This window comes from Streptomyces sp. PKA51 (assembly GCF_057552455.1).
The window spans coordinates 1-15947 of record NZ_BAAJPZ010000002.1 but is presented as its reverse complement, the minus strand read 5'-3'; the positions used below and the strand labels follow the sequence as shown (position 1 = coordinate 15947).

Below are 15947 nucleotides of genomic sequence, written 5' to 3'. Positions count from 1 at the left end.
TGCCCAAGTGCCGTGCGCGGGGGCGGGAGTGGCTTCCTCTGCCGCCCCCGCGCAGGTCAGACGTGATCGCGTGGGAACGCCCGGACGAGCGAGCGCTGGATGCGGGCCGTCTCGCGCGGCCGGTACGCCGCGGCCACCTGCTCCAGGTGCGAGCGCTCCAGCATCTGCGCGCGGAAGGGCCGGGGAGCCGGCGGCGGCATGTCGTACACCGAGTAGTAGTCGTGGAACTTCCACTCGCCGCCGTGCGGCGGCGTCGTGAAGGTCACCCACTGGTTGGGCACACCGAAGCTGTCCGCGATCACCAGGCCGTGCAGCGCGGAGGACAGGACGACCTCGCAGGAGGCGATCTGCTTCATCACCTCGACCGGGTGCCGCCGCACGTCGATGACCTTGAGGTGCGGGAAGCGTTCCTTGGCCTTGAGCACTTCCGCATCCGCGCGGTTCCACAGATGCGGGACGAGCCCGACCGGGGCGTCCTTGGGCGGGGCGTCCACCAGGTGGGAGGCCAGCAGCCCGGGGTCGCCCAGCGTGACGCCGTCCAGGGCACTGTGCCGCTGGGTCAGCTTCCCCCGGATGGCCCAGTGCCGCACGCACGCGTGCCCGACCGCCGGTTCCTCGTCGAAGGGGTAACCGGTTCCCCACACGTGGATGTCGCGGGGCCGGGCGGCGATCGACCGGGCCAGCCGGTGCAGGCACGACCCGATGCCGATCAACGTGGCCCGCTCCATCTCCACCCGCCGCACCCGCACCCCGAAGAGGCGCTCGACGATCAGCGGATTGAGCCTGTCCCCGAGGTTCGGCTGGTCGTTCCACCAGTACATCTCGATGGTCTTGCCCATGGCGCCAACCCCTTAGGACAGCTCGCTGTGGGCCGGACCACCACTATGCGGCCGCGCGGTGCGCCTCGCACGTCCAGCTGCCGTGCAGCCGGGGAGCCAGCCAGGTGGGCGCCAGGCGCCGGAAGGCCGCGCCGTCCAGCTCGCCCGAGCGCTCCGGCACCGAGCCGAGCAGGGGCGCGCCCGCCACCTCGGGCAGGTCCGCCAGGTTGCACCGCATGGCGAGATCCGGCTCGGCCGGCCAGCTCCCGATGACCAGGCCCGCGCACGCCAGGCCCCGCGAGCGCAGCGCCTCCGTGGACAGCTGGGAGGTGTTGAGCGTGCCCAGCCCGGCCTGGACGACCAGGAGCACCGGGGCCCCGAGCAGCCCGGCCGCATCGGCCAGGGTCGCACCCTCGTCGTCCAGGCGGACCAGCAGCCCGCCCGCGCCCTCGACGAGAACGAGATCGTGCTCCTCGGCGAGCCGGGTGGCCACCTCGGCGATCTGCGCGGGGCGCACCGGCTGCCGCCCGGCCCGGCGGGCGGCCGTGTTGGGGGCCAGCGGGTCGGGGAAGCGGGCGATCTCCACGCCCGTGACCGCCTCGCCCGCCAGGCGCCGCACCGTGGCGACGTCCCCCGGTTCGTGGGGTCCCACCCCGGTCTGGGCCGGTTTGAGGACGGCCACCGACTTCCCGGCGGCCAGCGCGGCCGCCGCCACGGCGGCCGTCACGACCGTCTTGCCGATCTCCGTGCCCGTGCCCGACACGACCAGCACCGACATCTTGCGCTCCTATCCCTCCCGCGCGGCGGCGCACACCGCCGCGCAGATCCTCGCCAGGTCGTCGTCGCCGGTGACGTACGGCGGCATCGTGTAGATCAGGTTCCGGAAGGGGCGCAGCCACACGCCCTCCCGCACCGCTGCGGCCGTGGCGGCCGCCATGTCCACCTCGTGGTCGAGCTCGACCACGCCGATCGCGCCCAGGACCCGTACGTCCCGCACGCCCGGCAGTTCCGCGGCGCCGGCCAGGCCGGCGCGCAGCCCGGTGCCGATGTCCTTGACCCGGGTGCGCCAGTCCTGGCCGAGCAGCAGGTCGATCGAGGCGTTCGCGATCGCGCAGGCCAGCGGGTTGCCCATGAACGTCGGGCCGTGGGCGAGCACCGGCACCTCGCCGGAGCTGATCCCGTCCGCCACGCGCGGGGTGCACAGCGTCGCCGCCAGCGTCACGTACCCGCCGGTCAGCGCCTTGCCCAGGCACATCGCATCGGGGGTCACGCCCGCGTGGTCGGCCGCGAAGAGCTCGCCGGTGCGGCCGAAGCCCGTCGCGATCTCGTCGAACACCAGCAGCACGTCGTGCTCGTCGCACGCCTCGCGCAACACCCGCAGCAGCGACGGGTCGTGGAAGCGCATGCCGCCCGCGCCCTGCACGACCGGCTCGACGATCACCGCGGCCAGCTCGTGCGCGTGCTGCGCGAGCGTCCGGCGCAGGTGCGCCGCGTACGCCGGCAGGGCGGCGGTGTCGCGGTCGTGCGGGGGCCGGTCGGCGAACACCTGCCGGGAGAGCACCCCGGACCACAGGTGGTGCATCCCGCCGTCGGGGTCGCACACGGCCATCGGCTGCCAGGTGTCCCCGTGGTAGCCGCCGCGCCAGGTCATCAGGCGCTGCTTCTCCGGCCGGCCGACCGAATGCCAGTACTGCAGGCACATCTTGACGGCCACCTCGACCGCCACCGAACCGGAGTCGGCGAGGAAGACGTGGTCGAGGCCCTCGGGGGTGATCTCCACCAGCCGGGCGGCCAGCCGCACGGCGGGCTCGTGCGTGAGCCCGCCGAACATCACATGGCTCATCCGCCCCAGCTGCTCCCGGGCGGCCTCGTTGAGCACCCGGTGGTTGTAGCCGTGCACGGCCGACCACCACGAGGACATGCCGTCCACGAGCTCACGGCCCTCGTGCTCCGCCCCGGCCAGCCGCAGCCGCACCCCGGACGCCGAGGCGACGACCAGCGGCTCCTGCCGGCCCGGCATGGGCCCGTACGGGTGCCACACGTGCTGCCGGTCCAGCTCCAGCAGCCGGGCCGCGTCGAGCGGCCCGGCGAGCGGCTCAGGCATTGGGCGGCAGGTCCGTGCCCGCGCCCCGGCGCCGCACGGCCACCAGGTCGGTCCGGGCCTCGCCGGGCTCGGCCTGACCCGCCGCACCGGGCACACCGGCCGGGACGGCGTCGGTCGGCGCGACGGAGCCGGCAGCCGCCTGCGCCCCGGCCGTGGCCGGACCGCAGACTCCCGCGGAGCCGCAGCCGCTCGCGCCGGCGCCCTCCGGCGCGGCCGCCGCGCCGCCGTCGCCGCACGGCCCGCAGCCGCCGCCCTCCCCATGCCCGCCGCAGCCGCCGGCGGCGACCGCATCGGCGCGGTGCGCGGGCAGCGTCGTGGTGTCCGCGCCCTCGACCTCGAAGCCCGCGTCCTCGATCATCGCGAGGTCGGCCCGGCCCTCCTGGCCCTCGCTGGTCAGGTAGTCGCCGAGGAAGATGGAGTTGGCCAGGTGCAGCGCCAGCGGCTGCAGCGAGCGCAGGTGCACCTCGCGCCCGCCCGCCAGACGGACCTCCACGTCGGGGCAGACGAAGCGCACCATGGCCAGGATGCGCAGGGCGCGCTGGGGGGTGAGGTTCCACTCCTTGGCCAGCGGCGTGCCCTCGAAGGGGATGAGGAAGTTGACCGGCACCGAGTCCGGGTCCAGCTCGCGCAGCGAGAAGACCACGTCCACCAGGTCCGCGTCGCTCTCGCCCATGCCCGCGATCAGGCCGGAGCAGGCCGACATGCCCGCCGACTGGGCCTTGTGCACGGTGTCCACGCGGTCGGCGTAGGTGTGGGTGGTGGTGATGTCGCCGTACGTCGCCTCGGAGGTGTTGAGGTTGTGGTTGTAGGCATCGGCACCCGCCGCACGCAGCCGCTCGGCCTGGCCGTCCGAGAGCAGACCGAGGCAGGCGCACACCTCGACGCCCTCGTTCTCCTCCTTGATCGCCTCGATCGTCCTGGAGACCCGGTCGACGTCCCGGTCGGTCGGACCGCGGCCGCTGGCGACGAGGCAGACCCGCTTGGCGCCGCCGGCGATGCCCGCCGCCGCGGCCTTGGAGGCGTCCTCCGGCCCCAGCCAGGTGTACTTGAGGATCTCGGCCTTCGACCCCAGCCGCTGCGAGCAGTAGGAGCAGTCCTCCGGGCACAGCCCGGACTTGAGGTTGACGAGATAGTTCAACTTCACTCGCCGCCCGAACCACTTGCGGCGTACCTTTCCGGCCGCCGCGACCACGTCGAGCAACTCGTCGTCGGAGGTCGCCAGCACGGCCAGCGCCTCCTCGCGGGTCGGCAGCTCGCGCCGCAGCCCCTTGTCCACCAGCGTGTTCAGCAGGTCCATGGCGCAGATCCTCGCCTACACCCGCGGCCCCGGCCAAGGGAGGGACCGCACAACGAGAGCCGAGGCAGGTGTGTGTATCGCCACATCCTGTCCGGGACGCCTGGCGGCTAGGTTTTATGCAAACCCACCAAACGCGAGGGGCGGCGCATGCAGCGGGACCCGTTCGACTGGATCGACGCCCACCACGAGCGGCTCGCCGCCGCGGGGCTGGTGCGCGGCCTGCGCCCGCGCCCGGCCGAGTCCTCCCTCGCCGACCTGGCGGGCAACGACTACCTGGGCCTGACCCGCCACCCCGAGGTCACCGCCGCGGCGGCGGAGGCGGCCCGGCAGTGGGGCGCCGGTGCCACCGGCTCCCGCCTGGTCACCGGCAGCACCGAGCTGCACGCCCGCCTGGAGGAGGAACTCGCCGCCTTCTGCGGCTTCGAGGCGGCCCTCGTGCTCTCCTCCGGCTACGCCGCCAACCTCGCCGCCGTCACCGCCCTCGCCGGACCCGCCGCGAACGACACCCTGCTGGTGTGCGACGAGGCCAACCACGCCTCCCTCATCGACGGCGCCCGCCTGGCCCGCGCCCGCAAGGCCGTCGTCCCGCACGCCGACCCCGAGGCCGTGCGCAAGACGCTCGCCGCCCACGGCGGGCGGGCGATCGCCGTGACCGACTCGGTCTTCTCCGTCGACGGCGACGCCGCCCCGCTGCCCGCCCTCGCCGCCGCCTGCCGGGAGCACGGCGCGGCCCTGCTGGTCGACGACGCGCACGGCCTGGGCGTGCTCGGCGACGGCGGCCGCGGGGCCGTGGCGGCCGCCGGCCTGGCGGGCGCGCCGGGCGTCGTGGCGACCGTGACGCTGTCGAAGTCGCTCGGCAGCCAGGGCGGGGCGGTGCTCGGCCCGGCGCGCGTCATCGCGCATCTGGTCAGCACCGCCCGCACCTTCATCTTCGACACCGGCCTGGCCCCGGCCGCGGCCGGGGCGGCCCTGGCGAGCCTTGCGGTGCTGCGCCGGGAGCCCGAGCGCGCCCGCCGGGTGCGGGAGGTCGCCGCGGAGCTGCACCGGCGCCTCACGGCAGCGGGGCTGGCGGCGGTACGGCCCGACGCCGCCGTCGTCTCGGTGCGGGCGCCCTCGCCGGAGGCCGCCGTCCGGTGGGCGGCCGACTGCCGGGCCGCGGGGCTCGCGGTCGGCTGCTTCCGGCCGCCGTCGGTGCCCGACGGCGTCTCACGGCTGCGGCTGACCGCCCGCGCGGACCTGTCCGACCGCCAGGTGGCGGCGGCGGCCGCCACGATCGCCCGGACGGCGCCGCGCGCCTGACCGGGCCCCGCCCGCGGGGGCGGTGCGCCGGGCGGGCGGCCGGCAGGCCGGCGTCCGCAGCGAGGCGACGAAGGCCGACCAGGCGGCGCGGGAGAACAGCAGCACGGGCCCCGAGGCCCGCTTGGAGTCGCGCACCGCGAGCAGCCCGGGCCCCAGCAGCGCCGTCTCGACGCAGTTGTTCATGCCGGTGCTGTGGCTGCTGTGGACGTACCGGGGCTGCGCGTACCGAGTCCTGAGGGACATGGACATGGCGCCTCCTTACGTGCCGTCGGCGACTGCGGTGATGTAGGCGAGGGACTCCTCGTGCGGCAGGGCCTTTTCCCGCAGCGAGGCGAAGGCCGCGGCGTACGCCCGGAGGTCCTCTCGCCGCTCCAAGTGGAGGCTACTCGTCAAATGGTCGAGGACAACCACGTCCAGATCGGCGATGCGCGCAAACGAGAAGATGACGAAAGGCCCCGTGATGCCGATATGACTTCCCCGGCTGAAGGGCAGCACGTGCAGCCGCACGTGCGGCAGGCCGCCCTGGCGGACGAGGTGGCGCAGCTGCCCGTCCATCACCGCGCGGCCGCCCACCTCGTGCCGCAGCGCCGCCTCGTCCAGGACCGCGCACAGCTGCAGCGGGCGCTCGCCCGTGAGGACCGACTGCCGGGCCATCCGTACCCTGACCAGCTCCTCGACCAGGTCCTCCGGCGGGTCGCCGAGCGCCGCGCGGGTCACGGCCCGGGCGTACGCGGGCGTCTGCAGCAGGCCGGGCACCACCGTGGTCTCCAGCGTACGGGCGCAGGAGGCCTCCGACTCCAGGCGGATGAAGTCGAGGTACGCCGCGGGCAGCAGCTCCCGGTAGGCGTACCACCAGCCGCGCCGGCCCGGGGAGCGTTTCCTGCTCCCGTCCGGCGCCGGCGCCCCGCACAGCGCGCCGAGCATTTCCCTGAGCTCCGGGTCCGAGACGCTGTAGACGTCCAGCAGCCGGGCGACGTCCGAGGGCTTCGCGCCACTGCTGCCCGTCTCGATCCTGCTCACTTTCGACTGGTGCCAGCCCAGCGCGCAGGCGGCCTCCCGGCTGGTCATGCCGGTCAGCTCGCGCTGACGGCGCAGTTCCGCGCCGAGTTTGCGGCGGCGCACCGCAGGTTCGTACCGCATCAGCTCTCCTCAGAGGTGATGAGAGTCAATAAACCAATGCGGCGGCCAAATGCGGTCGCGGTTCGCAGAGTTCACCGCTTCGAGCGACAGATATATCCATAATCCGGTGGAACCCGCCCATCAGGGCCGTTATCAGTGGCACGCTGCACGGACGCGTCGGGAAAGGTGCAGCGCCATGGCAGACCACCAGGAAGCAACCGTCACCCTGCCGAGCGTCCCGGCCTCGGTCGCCGTGGCCCGCCGCCGGACCGCGCACCTGCTCGCCGAGTGGGGTCTGCCCCAGGGCACCGAGGCCGCCGAGGTCATCCGCCTGATCGTCTCCGAGCTGGCCACCAACGCCGTGCTGCACACCCGGGGCCACTCGCCCTCCTTCACCGTGGAGCTGCGCCTCGACCGCGACGAGTGCCTGCGCATCGGGGTCGGCGACAGCTACCCGCGCCACCCCCGGCGCCTGCCCGCGGCCGTCCAGCAGGACAACGGCCGGGGCCTGGTCATCGTGCGCTGCCTCGCCGCCGAACAGGGCGGCGGCTTCCACATCGCCCCTACGGCGGACGGGGGCAAGACGGTGTGGGTCCGGCTGCCGTGGCCCGGTCCGATGAGCTGACGGCAGCCGGACGCGCGGTGCGTCAGCCGTTGACGCGGCCGTAGGAGACGCTCCTGGTCCAGATGCGCTCCATGCGGACGACCGAACCGGTCTTGGGGGCGTGCCAGATGAGGTTGTCACCGGCGTAGATGCCCACGTGGTAGACCCCGCCCCGGCCGTGGAAGAAGACCAGGTCGCCCCGCTCGCGGGTAGTGGCGGGGATGTGGCGGGTGCGGTTGTACTGCTCCTGTGCGGTGCGCGGCAGCTGTTTGCCGGCCCGCTTGAACGAGTACTGCGTCAGCCCCGAGCAGTCGAAGCGGTACGGGCCGGTGGCTCCCCACTGGTAGGGGGACCCGGCCTTCGAAGCCGCGATCAACAGGGCTTGGACGGAGACGGTTGCCGCTTCGGCCTTTCCGGCCGCGCCCGGTGCCAGCACCGAGGCGCTCACGGCCGCGAGGGTCAGCGCCGAGACGGGAACCGCCGCGGCCCGGGCCCGGGACAGCTTCGAGGGACGCCTGTGCACGCCCATGCTCTCACCCTTCGTCAGCCGCCTGTGAAGGATGACCTGTCGGGTTCGGGCAGGCGAAGAATGCCCGGCCGCGCACGGCGGCTTCACCCCAAGGGGCGGTCCGGTGGTGCTCGGCTCCGGCCGTCCCGTCGTGCTTGGGTCCTCCATCCCTGCCGAGTGCACCCATGTCGACCCGCGCCCGGGCGGCGGCAGGGTTCGGCGTCCGCCCGGACCGCCCCGCCGTGGTGGCGGGGTCTTGTCGTCGGGACGGATCTTGGCGCAGCCGGGCCGGGGAAACCGAGGGGATCCCCTGTTATGTGAGCCTCGTCACCTTCGGGCAATTCAGGTGGACGCAGCGGGATTTGGCACTCACTGATCAGCCCTGGTGAGGTCGCCACCTGCGCCGGAGCGATCTCCCCGGGCGCCGGCCCGGCGTGCTGCCCGAGGAGATCACCGCGCTCCGTCTACGATCGCCTCCGGCGTCTGGAGGAGATCGGGGGATGAATGTTTCCGCTCCTCAGTTCGCCGCCTCCGGAGGCAACATCACCCGCCGGGCCCGTCGTTCACCGTCCAGGACCCGCATCGCCCGCGTCAAAGTCCTCCCGTACACCTCGCGTTCACCGCGTTCGTGCATCGTGGCGAGCGCGTCGCGCAGCGCGGTGGCCGCGACCACGAGCCTCTGCGCGGCTCGTAGCCCGCTGTACGTGTCGTGTGCCCGGGCCGGGTTGATCCTGCCGAGCTGATCCAGTACTTCCAGATAGCGGTCGACCAACTCGCCCTCCGCGCGCGTCAGGGCGGGCAGCGGCGGCAGCGGGGGCGGCCACCGGTGGGCCGCGTCCGGGGATCCGTCCCGGAAGTCGTCGCGGGAGTCGTCGTCGTACGGCGCGCCGCTCACCTCGTCGCCCCGGCCCGGGCCTGCTGTGCGCGGCGATCGGTGACCACGGCGTCGGCCAGCCCGTAGGCGACGGCGGCCTCGGCGTCCAGCACGGTGTCGCGCTCGACGTCCCGGCGGATCCGCTCGGCGTCCTGCCCGGTGTCCCCGGCCAGCGCCGTCACCATCTCCTCGCGCACGCGCAGCACTTCGGCCGCCCACAGGGCCAGGTCCGTGGTGTGCCCGCGCACCGGCTCGGGCAGGGCGGGCTGGCGCAGCACGGCCCGCGCGTGCGGCAGCACCAGTCGCTTGCCGCGGGTGCCGGCCGCCAGCAGCACGGCGGCGGGGCCGGCGGCCTGGCCCAGGCAGACGGTCTCGATGTCGCACTCGACGTAGCGCATGGTGTCGCGGATGGCGCTCATGGCCCCGGGGGAGCCGCCGGGCGAGTTGAGGTAGAGCCCGATGTCCCGGCCGGGCGCCGCGTGCTCCAGGTGCATCAACTGCGCGATCACGTCCTGGGCCGCCGCGTCGTCGATCGGCGCGCCGAGGACGATCAGGCGTTCCGCGAACAGCTTCTCGTACGGGTTCAGGTCCCGGATGGCGGTGTCCATGACGGCGCTCCCTCTCGGCTTCTGTAAAAAATGTACAGGATGTACGTCCAGTTAGAATGGGAGCATGGCCTACGAAATTCCCGTGACGCAAGCCCGAGCCGAGCTGGCGGACCTGATCAACCGCGTGGTCTACGGCGGCGAGCGGGTCGTCGTCACCCGCCACGGCAAGCCGCTGGTGGCCCTCGTCTCCGCCGCCGACCTGCAGCGGCTGGAGCAGCCGGAGGCCGCGGCGCAGGCGGAGGACGAGCAGGTGATCAGCACGGTGGCCGCACTGCGTCCGGCGTCCTCCTCCACCGCGGGCGAACGCCGGCGCTTCGGCATCGCCGCCGAGCACCGCGACCCGGGAGGGACGAATCCGGGCCGCTGAGCAGGCTCGTCATGCGCACGCAAAGAACGGGTCAGACCTGTTAACGCGTTGGAAAAGCTTGCGCCTTAATCTGCGTGCACCGGCCACGGGCCACGGAAGCCCTGGTCAACCCTGTGCTGAGGTGGGCGCATGCAACTATCCCCGCACGAGATGGACAAGCTCCTCGTCCACGTCGCCGCCGACGTCGCCGAGCGGCGCAGGGCCCGCGGCCTGCGGCTGAACCACCCCGAAGCGGTCGCCCTGATCACCGCCCACGTCCTCGAAGGCGCCCGGGACGGCCGCACGGTCACCGAGCTGATGGCCTCCGGACGCGCCGTCCTCACCCGCGCCGAGGTCATGGACGGCGTGCCGGAGATGATCCACGACGTGCAGGTCGAGGCCACCTTCCCCGACGGCACCAAGCTCGTGACCGTCCACGAGCCCATCGCGTGACGGGGAGGCGCAGCCACGTGATACCCGGAGAGATCCTGCACGCCGCCGGCACCGTACGGCTCAACGAGGGCCTGCACCGCACCGCCGTCACCGTGCTCAACGCCGCCGACCGGCCCGTCCAGGTCGGCTCCCACTACCACTTCGCCGAGGCCAACCCCGGCCTGCGCTTCGACCGCGCGGCCGCCCACGGCCGGCGCCTGGACATCCCCGCGGGCACCGCCGTGCGCTTCGAACCCGGCATCCCCGTCGAGGTGCGGCTCGTCCCCATCGCCGGCAAGCGCATCGTCGAAGGGCTGCGCGGCGAGTGCGGGGGACCGCTGGATGCCTGAGCTCACCCGGGCCGCGTACGCCGGCCTGTACGGCCCCACCACCGGCGACCGCATCCGGCTCGCCGACACCGACCTGCTCGTGGAGATCGAGGAGGACCGCTGCGGCGGCCCCGGCCGCGCCGGCGACGAGGCCGTCTTCGGCGGCGGCAAGGTCATCCGCGAGTCCATGGGCCAGTCGCGCACCACCCGCGCCGACGGCGCCCCCGACACCGTCGTCACCGGCGCGGTCGTCCTCGACCACTGGGGCGTGGTCAAGGCGGACGTCGGCATCCGCGACGGCCGCATCACCGGCATCGGCAAGGCCGGCAACCCCGACACCATGGACGGCGTCCACCCCGACCTGGTCATCGGCCCGGAGACCGAGATCATCGCCGGCAACGGCGGCATCCTGACCGCCGGCGCCGTCGACGCCCACGTCCACTTCATCTGCCCCCAGCTCGCCGACGAGGCCCTCGCCTCGGGCATCACCACCCTCGTCGGCGGCGGCACCGGCCCCGCCGAGGGCAGCAAGGCCACCACCGTCACCCCCGGCGCCTGGCACCTCGCCCGGATGTTCGAGGCCCTGGAGGCCCATCCCGTCAACATCGGCCTGCTCGGCAAGGGCAACACCGTCTCCTACGACGCGATGCGCACCCAACTGCGCGCCGGAGCCGTCGGCTTCAAGATCCACGAGGACTGGGGCGCCACTCCGGCCGTCATCGACGCCTGCCTGAGGATCTGCGAGGAGAGCGGCGCCCAGCTCGCCATCCACACCGACACCCTCAACGAGGCGGGCTTCGTCGGCGACACCCTCGCCGCCATCGCCGGCCGCTCGATCCACGCCTACCACACCGAGGGCGCCGGCGGCGGGCACGCCCCCGACATCATCACCGTCGTCTCGCAGGCCAACGTCCTGCCCAGCTCCACCAACCCCACCCGGCCGCACACCGTCAACACCGTCGACGAACACCTCGACATGCTGATGGTCTGCCACCACCTCAACCCGGCCGTCCCCGAGGACCTCGCCTTCGCCGAATCGCGCATCAGACCCGGCACCATCGCGGCCGAGGACATCCTCCACGACATGGGGGCCATCTCCATCGTCTCCTCCGACTCCCAGGCCATGGGCCGCATCGGCGAGGTCGTGCTGCGCACCTGGCAGACCGCACACGTGATGAAGAAACGGCGCGGGGCGCTTCCCGGGGACGGACCGGCCGACAACCGGCGCGCCCGCCGCTACGTCGCCAAGTACACCATCAACCCCGCCGTCGCCCAGGGCCTGGACCGGGAACTGGGCTCCGTCGAGAGCGGCAAGCTCGCCGACCTCGTGCTGTGGGACCCGGCGTTCTTCGGCGTCCGGCCCCGCCTCGTCCTCAAGGGCGGCCAGATCGCGTACGCACAGATGGGCGACGCGAACGCCTCCATCCCCACCCCGCAGCCCGTCCGCTCCCGCCCGATGTACGGCGCCCTCGGCCGCGCCCCGGCGGCCAACTCCCTGAACTTCGTCACCCCCTGGGCGCTCGACGACGGCCTCCCCGAACGCCTCGGCCTCGGCAAGCGCTTCGTGCCCATCCGCAGCACGCGCGGCGTGACCAAGGCCGACATGCGCAACAACGACGCGCTGCCGCGGGTGGAGGTGGACCCGGACACCTTCACGGTGAGAATCGACGGCGACCCCGTCGATCCGGCTCCGGCGACGGAACTGCCCATGGCCCAGCGCTACTTCCTGTTCTGATGACAACGCCGGACGCCCCCGGGGCGGTGCGCTCGGCCCTCCTCGTGCTCGCCGACGGCCGCTTCCCCGCCGGCGGCCACGCCCACTCCGGCGGCGCCGAGGCCGCCGTCAGGGCCGGCCGCATCGTCGACGCCCCCACGCTGGAGGACTTCTGCCGCGGCCGCTTGCACACCACCGGCCTGACCGCCGCCGCCCTCGCCGCCGCGGCGGCGGCCGGCGCCGACCCCCTCGCCCTGGACGAGGCCGCCGACGCCCGCACCCCCTCGCCCGCCCTGCGCGCCGCCGCCCGCCGGCTCGGCCGGCAGCTGCTGCGCGCGGCCCGCGCGGCCTGGCCCTCGCCCGAGCTGGAGGCCCTGGCGGCGGCCCGCCCGCGCGGCGCCCACCAGCCCGTCGTGCTCGGCCTCGCCGCCCGCGCCGCCGGGCTGGGCCCGCCGGACGCCGCCCACGCCGCCGCGTACGAGTGCGTCGGCGGCCCGGCCACCGCGGTCGTACGGCTCCTCGGCCTGGACCCGTTCGCCGCCACCGCCGTCCTGGCCCGCCTCGCGCCGGAGCTCGACGAGGTCGCGGCCGCGGCCACAAAGGCCGCCGCGCGCGTCCCGGCCGAGGGCACCGAGGCCCTGCCCGCCGCGTCGGCACCCCTGCTGGAGATCGCCGCCGAGAAGCACGCCGCCTGGCCCGTGCGCCTCTTCGCGACCTGACCCGACCCCCCGGAGAGACGAGACCATGCACCTCGACCACCCCGAAGCCTTCCCCCACCGCCACACCTACAGTGCCACCCCGCCCCTGCGCCCCGACGGCACCCGGCGCGCCCTGCGCATCGGGCTGGGCGGTCCCGTCGGGTCCGGCAAGACCGCGACGGTCGCCGCGCTGTGCCGGGCCCTGCGCGAGGAGCTGTCCCTCGCCGTGGTCACCAACGACATCTACACGCGGGAGGACGCCGAGTTCCTGCTGCGCAACGCCGTCCTGCCGCCGGAGCGGATCACGGCGGTGGAGACCGGTGCCTGCCCGCACACCGCGATCCGCGACGACATCTCCGCCAACCTCGAAGCGGTCGAGGAGCTGGAGGAGGCCGTCGGCCCGCTCGACCTCGTCCTGGTCGAGTCCGGCGGCGACAACCTCACCGCGACGTTCTCCAAGGGCCTGGTCGACGCCCAGATGTTCGTCATCGACGTCGCCGGCGGCGACGACATCCCCCGCAAGGGCGGCCCGGGGGTGACCACCGCCGACCTGCTGGTGGTCAACAAGACCGACCTCGCCCCGTACGTCGGCGCCGACCTGGAGCGCATGGCGCGCGACGCGGTGGCCCAGCGCGGCGGCCTGCCCGTCGTGTTCACCTCGCTGGCGGCGCAGGACGGCGTGGCGCCTGTCCGCGCGTGGGTGCGCGAGCGCCTCGCGGCCTGGACGGGCGCGCCGGCCGCCGCATGACGACGACCGCCCCTGCCGGCACCGCCTCCGCCCTGCGCGCGAGCGCCCGCATGGCCGCCGTGCCCGACGGCCGGGGCGGGGTGGCCCTGCCCGTCCTGCAGGGCGAGGGCCCCCTCGCCCTGCGCCGGCTCCGGCCGGACGACGGGGCCCGCGCCCGGGTCTGCCTGGTCGGCGCCATGAGCGCGCCCCTGGGCGGGGACGCGCTCGCCCTGAGCGCCGACGTCGCCGACGGCGCCGGGCTGACCTTCACCACCGCGGCCGCGACGGTCGCCCTGCCGGGCCGCTCGGGCGCTCGCGCCACGTACGACACCCGGCTGCGCGTGGGGGAGGGCGCGGTGCTGCACTGGCTGCCCGAACCGCTGATCTGCGCCCGCGGCAGCGACCTGCGGCAGAGCACCCGCGTCGAGCTCGCCGCCGGCGCCCGCCTGGTGCTGCGCGAGGAGCAGGTGCTCGGGCGGGCCGGCGAGCCCACGGGCCGGCTGGCCACCCGGCTGACCGTGCACCGCGCCGGGCGCCCGCTGTACGACCAGGAACTGCGCTACGGGCCGGGGGTGCCCGGCTGGGACGGGCCGGCGGTGCTCGACGGGAACCGGGCGGCCGGCCAACTCCTCGTGGTCGACCCGGCCTTCGCGGACCGCCCGGTGCAGCCGCGGGTGCTGGGTCCAGGGGCGGTGCTCGTCCCGCTCGCGGGACCGGCCGCCCTGGTCGGCGCGGTGGCGCCGGACGCCCTGGGCGTGCGCAGGGCACTCGATTCGGCGGCAACCACTCTCAATGCCGTAATCCTGCCGTAAAGGGGGCAGTCGGGGGATAGCAGACCGGCGACCGCGGGTAACAGCCGCCCGTACGGCGGCTCATGCGTCCTCTCCTTTACGGATTAGTAAAGAACGCCCTTCCGGTCTGTCCTTTGTGGCAGGGGAGGCGAAAGGATTCCCCCCTGCACATCGTGTGATCATCGCCGCCCCGGGCGGCGCACTCTGCAGGGGGATTCCTACTTTGAGAACGAACGCGATAGCCGGTGCGGCCGGCAGCGTGGTGGCGGGCGCACTCGTCGCCGGCTTCCTGACCGCGACGCCGGCCGGTGCCGCCCAGTCCGTGCCGGGCGGTGCCGCCGAGGCGCGGGGCGCGAAGATCGCCGCCGACCGTGCCGCCAAGAGCGGCATCACCTGGCAGGACTGCCCGGCCGACTGGGGCCTGGACAAGCCCATCCAGTGCGGCTTCGTCACCGTGCCCCTCGACTACGCGCGCCCCAACGGCCGCACCATCAAGATCGCCGTTGACCGGGCGAAGTCCACCGGCACCGCGAGCGAGCGCCAGGGCTCCCTGGTCTACAACCCGGGTGGTCCCGGCGGTTCCGGCCTTCGTTTCCCGAAGAAGGTCACGACCAAGAACCCGCTGTACACCAACATCGCCAAGGCCTACGACTTCGTCGGTTTCGACCCCCGCGGCGTCGGCCACTCCGCCCCGATCTCCTGCGTCGACCCGCAGGCGTTCGTCAAGGCGCCCAAGGCCGACCCGGTGCCGGGCAGCGAGGCCGACAAGCGCGCCCAGCGCAAGCTGGCGAAGGAGTACGCGGACGGCTGCGCCGAGCGCAGCGGCGACATGCTGCCGTACATGACCACGGCCAACACCGCGCGCGACGTCGACGTGGTCCGTGCCGCCCTCGGCGACAAGAAGCTCAACTACCTGGGCGTCTCCTACGGCACCTACCTCGGCGCGGTCTACGGCACGCTCTTCCCGGACCACGTCCGCCGCATGATCGTCGACAGCGTCGTCAACCCGGCGCGCGACAACATCTGGTACCAGGCCAACCTCGAGCAGGACATCGCCTTCGAGGGCCGCTTCAAGGACTGGGAGAACTGGGTCGCCCAGCACGACTCCGTCTTCCACCTCGGCACCACGCAGGCCCAGGTCCAGCAGGAGTGGGAGAAGCTGCGCGCCGCCGCCAAGAAGGAGCCCATCGGCGGGCTCGTCGGCCCGGCCGAGTTGATCAACTACTTCCAGGGCGCGGCGTACTACGACTCCTCGTGGGTCCCGGTCGCGCAGACCTGGGCGAAGTACCGTGCGGGCGACCAGAAGGCGCTCGTCGAGGCGGCCGGCCCGAACCTCGACGACAAGGCCGGCAACATCGCCTCCGAGAACAGCAACGCCGTCTACACCGCCGTCGAGTGCGCCGACGCCAAGTGGCCCACCAGCTGGCGCAAGTGGGACCGCGACAACACCCGCATCCACCAGCAGGCCCCCTTCATGACCTGGGCCAACGCCTGGATGAACCTGCCGTGTGCCACCTGGAAGGGCCCGCAGTACAACCCGGTCGAGGTGACGACCCACAAGGGCCTGCCGCAGACCCTGATCGTCCAGTCCGACCGTGACGCCGCCACCCCGTACGCGGGCGCGGTCGAGCTGCACAAGCGCTTCCGCGGCTCGCAGATGATCACGGAGAAGGGCGCCG

18 protein-coding genes and 1 pseudogene are annotated in these 15947 nt (G+C 73.9%); 10 read left to right on the top strand and 9 right to left on the bottom strand.

Going from position 1 to position 15947, the window contains the following annotated elements; translation table 11 throughout:
- Positions 1 to 56: 56 nt before the first annotated feature.
- Genes AC27L3_RS02515 through bioB form a run of 4 tightly spaced genes read right to left on the bottom strand, consistent with a single transcriptional unit; the run spans position 57 to position 4219 of the window.
- Positions 57 to 839, bottom strand: a complete 783-nt coding sequence (locus AC27L3_RS02515) for a polysaccharide pyruvyl transferase family protein (RefSeq protein ID WP_487232324.1) — start codon at positions 837 to 839, stop codon at positions 57 to 59.
- Positions 840 to 882: 43 nt separating this feature from the next.
- The gene (gene bioD / locus AC27L3_RS02510; RefSeq protein WP_487232323.1) at positions 883 to 1596 is read right to left on the bottom strand and encodes a dethiobiotin synthase; all 714 of its coding nucleotides are present in this window, start codon (positions 1594 to 1596) and stop codon (positions 883 to 885) included.
- Positions 1597 to 1605: 9 nt separating this feature from the next.
- Complete coding sequence (locus AC27L3_RS02505; protein WP_487232322.1) at positions 1606 to 2922, bottom strand: adenosylmethionine--8-amino-7-oxononanoate transaminase; 1317 nt, start codon at positions 2920 to 2922, stop codon at positions 1606 to 1608.
- Entirely contained in the window at positions 2915 to 4219 is a 1305-nt protein-coding gene (gene bioB, locus AC27L3_RS02500; RefSeq protein ID WP_487232321.1) for a biotin synthase BioB, read from the bottom strand. Before bioB ends, AC27L3_RS02505 begins: the two co-directional genes overlap by 8 nt.
- Before the next feature lie 147 nt (positions 4220 to 4366).
- Here bioB and AC27L3_RS02495 point away from each other — a divergent pair, with 147 nt between their 5' ends.
- The gene (locus AC27L3_RS02495; protein ID WP_487232320.1) at positions 4367 to 5518 is read left to right on the top strand and encodes an 8-amino-7-oxononanoate synthase; all 1152 of its coding nucleotides are present in this window, start codon (positions 4367 to 4369) and stop codon (positions 5516 to 5518) included.
- 57 nt (positions 5519 to 5575) lie between these two features.
- Here the strand turns inward: AC27L3_RS02495 and AC27L3_RS02490 are convergent.
- Together AC27L3_RS02490 and AC27L3_RS02485 are read right to left on the bottom strand one after the other, a co-directional pair.
- A pseudogene (locus AC27L3_RS02490) lies at positions 5576 to 5761 on the bottom strand (DUF397 domain-containing protein); the annotation flags it as partial.
- A 15-nt stretch (positions 5762 to 5776) separates the two neighbouring features.
- Positions 5777 to 6658: a helix-turn-helix domain-containing protein gene (locus AC27L3_RS02485; RefSeq protein WP_487232319.1), complete on the bottom strand. Its 882-nt coding sequence runs from the start codon at positions 6656 to 6658 to the stop codon at positions 5777 to 5779.
- A 175-nt stretch (positions 6659 to 6833) separates the two neighbouring features.
- On the opposite strand from AC27L3_RS02485, the gene AC27L3_RS02480 reads away from it, so the two are divergent.
- Positions 6834 to 7262, top strand: a complete 429-nt coding sequence (locus AC27L3_RS02480; protein ID WP_487232318.1) for an ATP-binding protein — start codon at positions 6834 to 6836, stop codon at positions 7260 to 7262.
- Positions 7263 to 7284: 22 nt separating this feature from the next.
- Here AC27L3_RS02480 and AC27L3_RS02475 read toward each other — a convergent pair whose 3' ends face one another.
- From AC27L3_RS02475 to AC27L3_RS02465, 3 genes are all read right to left on the bottom strand, one after another.
- Entirely contained in the window at positions 7285 to 7770 is a 486-nt protein-coding gene (locus AC27L3_RS02475) for a C40 family peptidase (RefSeq protein WP_487232317.1), read from the bottom strand.
- A gap of 496 nt (positions 7771 to 8266) precedes the next feature.
- A complete protein-coding gene (locus AC27L3_RS02470; RefSeq protein WP_487232790.1) occupies positions 8267 to 8560 on the bottom strand; it encodes a hypothetical protein in 294 nt (97 codons plus the stop codon).
- An 80-nt stretch (positions 8561 to 8640) separates the two neighbouring features.
- Entirely contained in the window at positions 8641 to 9231 is a 591-nt protein-coding gene (locus tag AC27L3_RS02465) for an ATP-dependent Clp protease proteolytic subunit (protein WP_487232316.1), read from the bottom strand.
- 64 nt (positions 9232 to 9295) lie between these two features.
- On the opposite strand from AC27L3_RS02465, the gene AC27L3_RS02460 reads away from it, so the two are divergent.
- The 8 genes from AC27L3_RS02460 to AC27L3_RS02425 all read left to right on the top strand — a co-directional run.
- A complete protein-coding gene (locus AC27L3_RS02460; RefSeq protein WP_487232315.1) occupies positions 9296 to 9598 on the top strand; it encodes a type II toxin-antitoxin system Phd/YefM family antitoxin in 303 nt (100 codons plus the stop codon).
- Between the two features lie 129 nt (positions 9599 to 9727).
- Entirely contained in the window at positions 9728 to 10030 is a 303-nt protein-coding gene (locus AC27L3_RS02455; protein ID WP_487232314.1) for an urease subunit gamma, read from the top strand.
- A gap of 17 nt (positions 10031 to 10047) precedes the next feature.
- Entirely contained in the window at positions 10048 to 10359 is a 312-nt protein-coding gene (locus tag AC27L3_RS02450) for an urease subunit beta (protein ID WP_487232313.1), read from the top strand.
- On the top strand, positions 10352 to 12073 hold the full coding sequence (locus AC27L3_RS02445; RefSeq protein WP_487232312.1) for an urease subunit alpha: 1722 nt from the start codon (positions 10352 to 10354) through the stop codon (positions 12071 to 12073). The genes AC27L3_RS02450 and AC27L3_RS02445 overlap by 8 nt, the downstream gene beginning before the upstream one ends.
- On the top strand, positions 12073 to 12771 hold the full coding sequence (locus AC27L3_RS02440; RefSeq protein WP_487232311.1) for an urease accessory protein UreF: 699 nt from the start codon (positions 12073 to 12075) through the stop codon (positions 12769 to 12771). Before AC27L3_RS02445 ends, AC27L3_RS02440 begins: the two co-directional genes overlap by 1 nt.
- A 25-nt stretch (positions 12772 to 12796) precedes the next feature.
- Positions 12797 to 13498, top strand: a complete 702-nt coding sequence (gene ureG / locus AC27L3_RS02435; protein WP_487232310.1) for an urease accessory protein UreG — start codon at positions 12797 to 12799, stop codon at positions 13496 to 13498.
- Entirely contained in the window at positions 13495 to 14289 is a 795-nt protein-coding gene (locus AC27L3_RS02430; protein WP_487232309.1) for an urease accessory protein UreD, read from the top strand. The genes ureG and AC27L3_RS02430 overlap by 4 nt, the downstream gene beginning before the upstream one ends.
- A gap of 202 nt (positions 14290 to 14491) precedes the next feature.
- Positions 14492 to 15947 (top strand): alpha/beta fold hydrolase (locus AC27L3_RS02425; RefSeq protein ID WP_487232308.1); only part of this gene is annotated, 1456 nt, incomplete at its 3' end.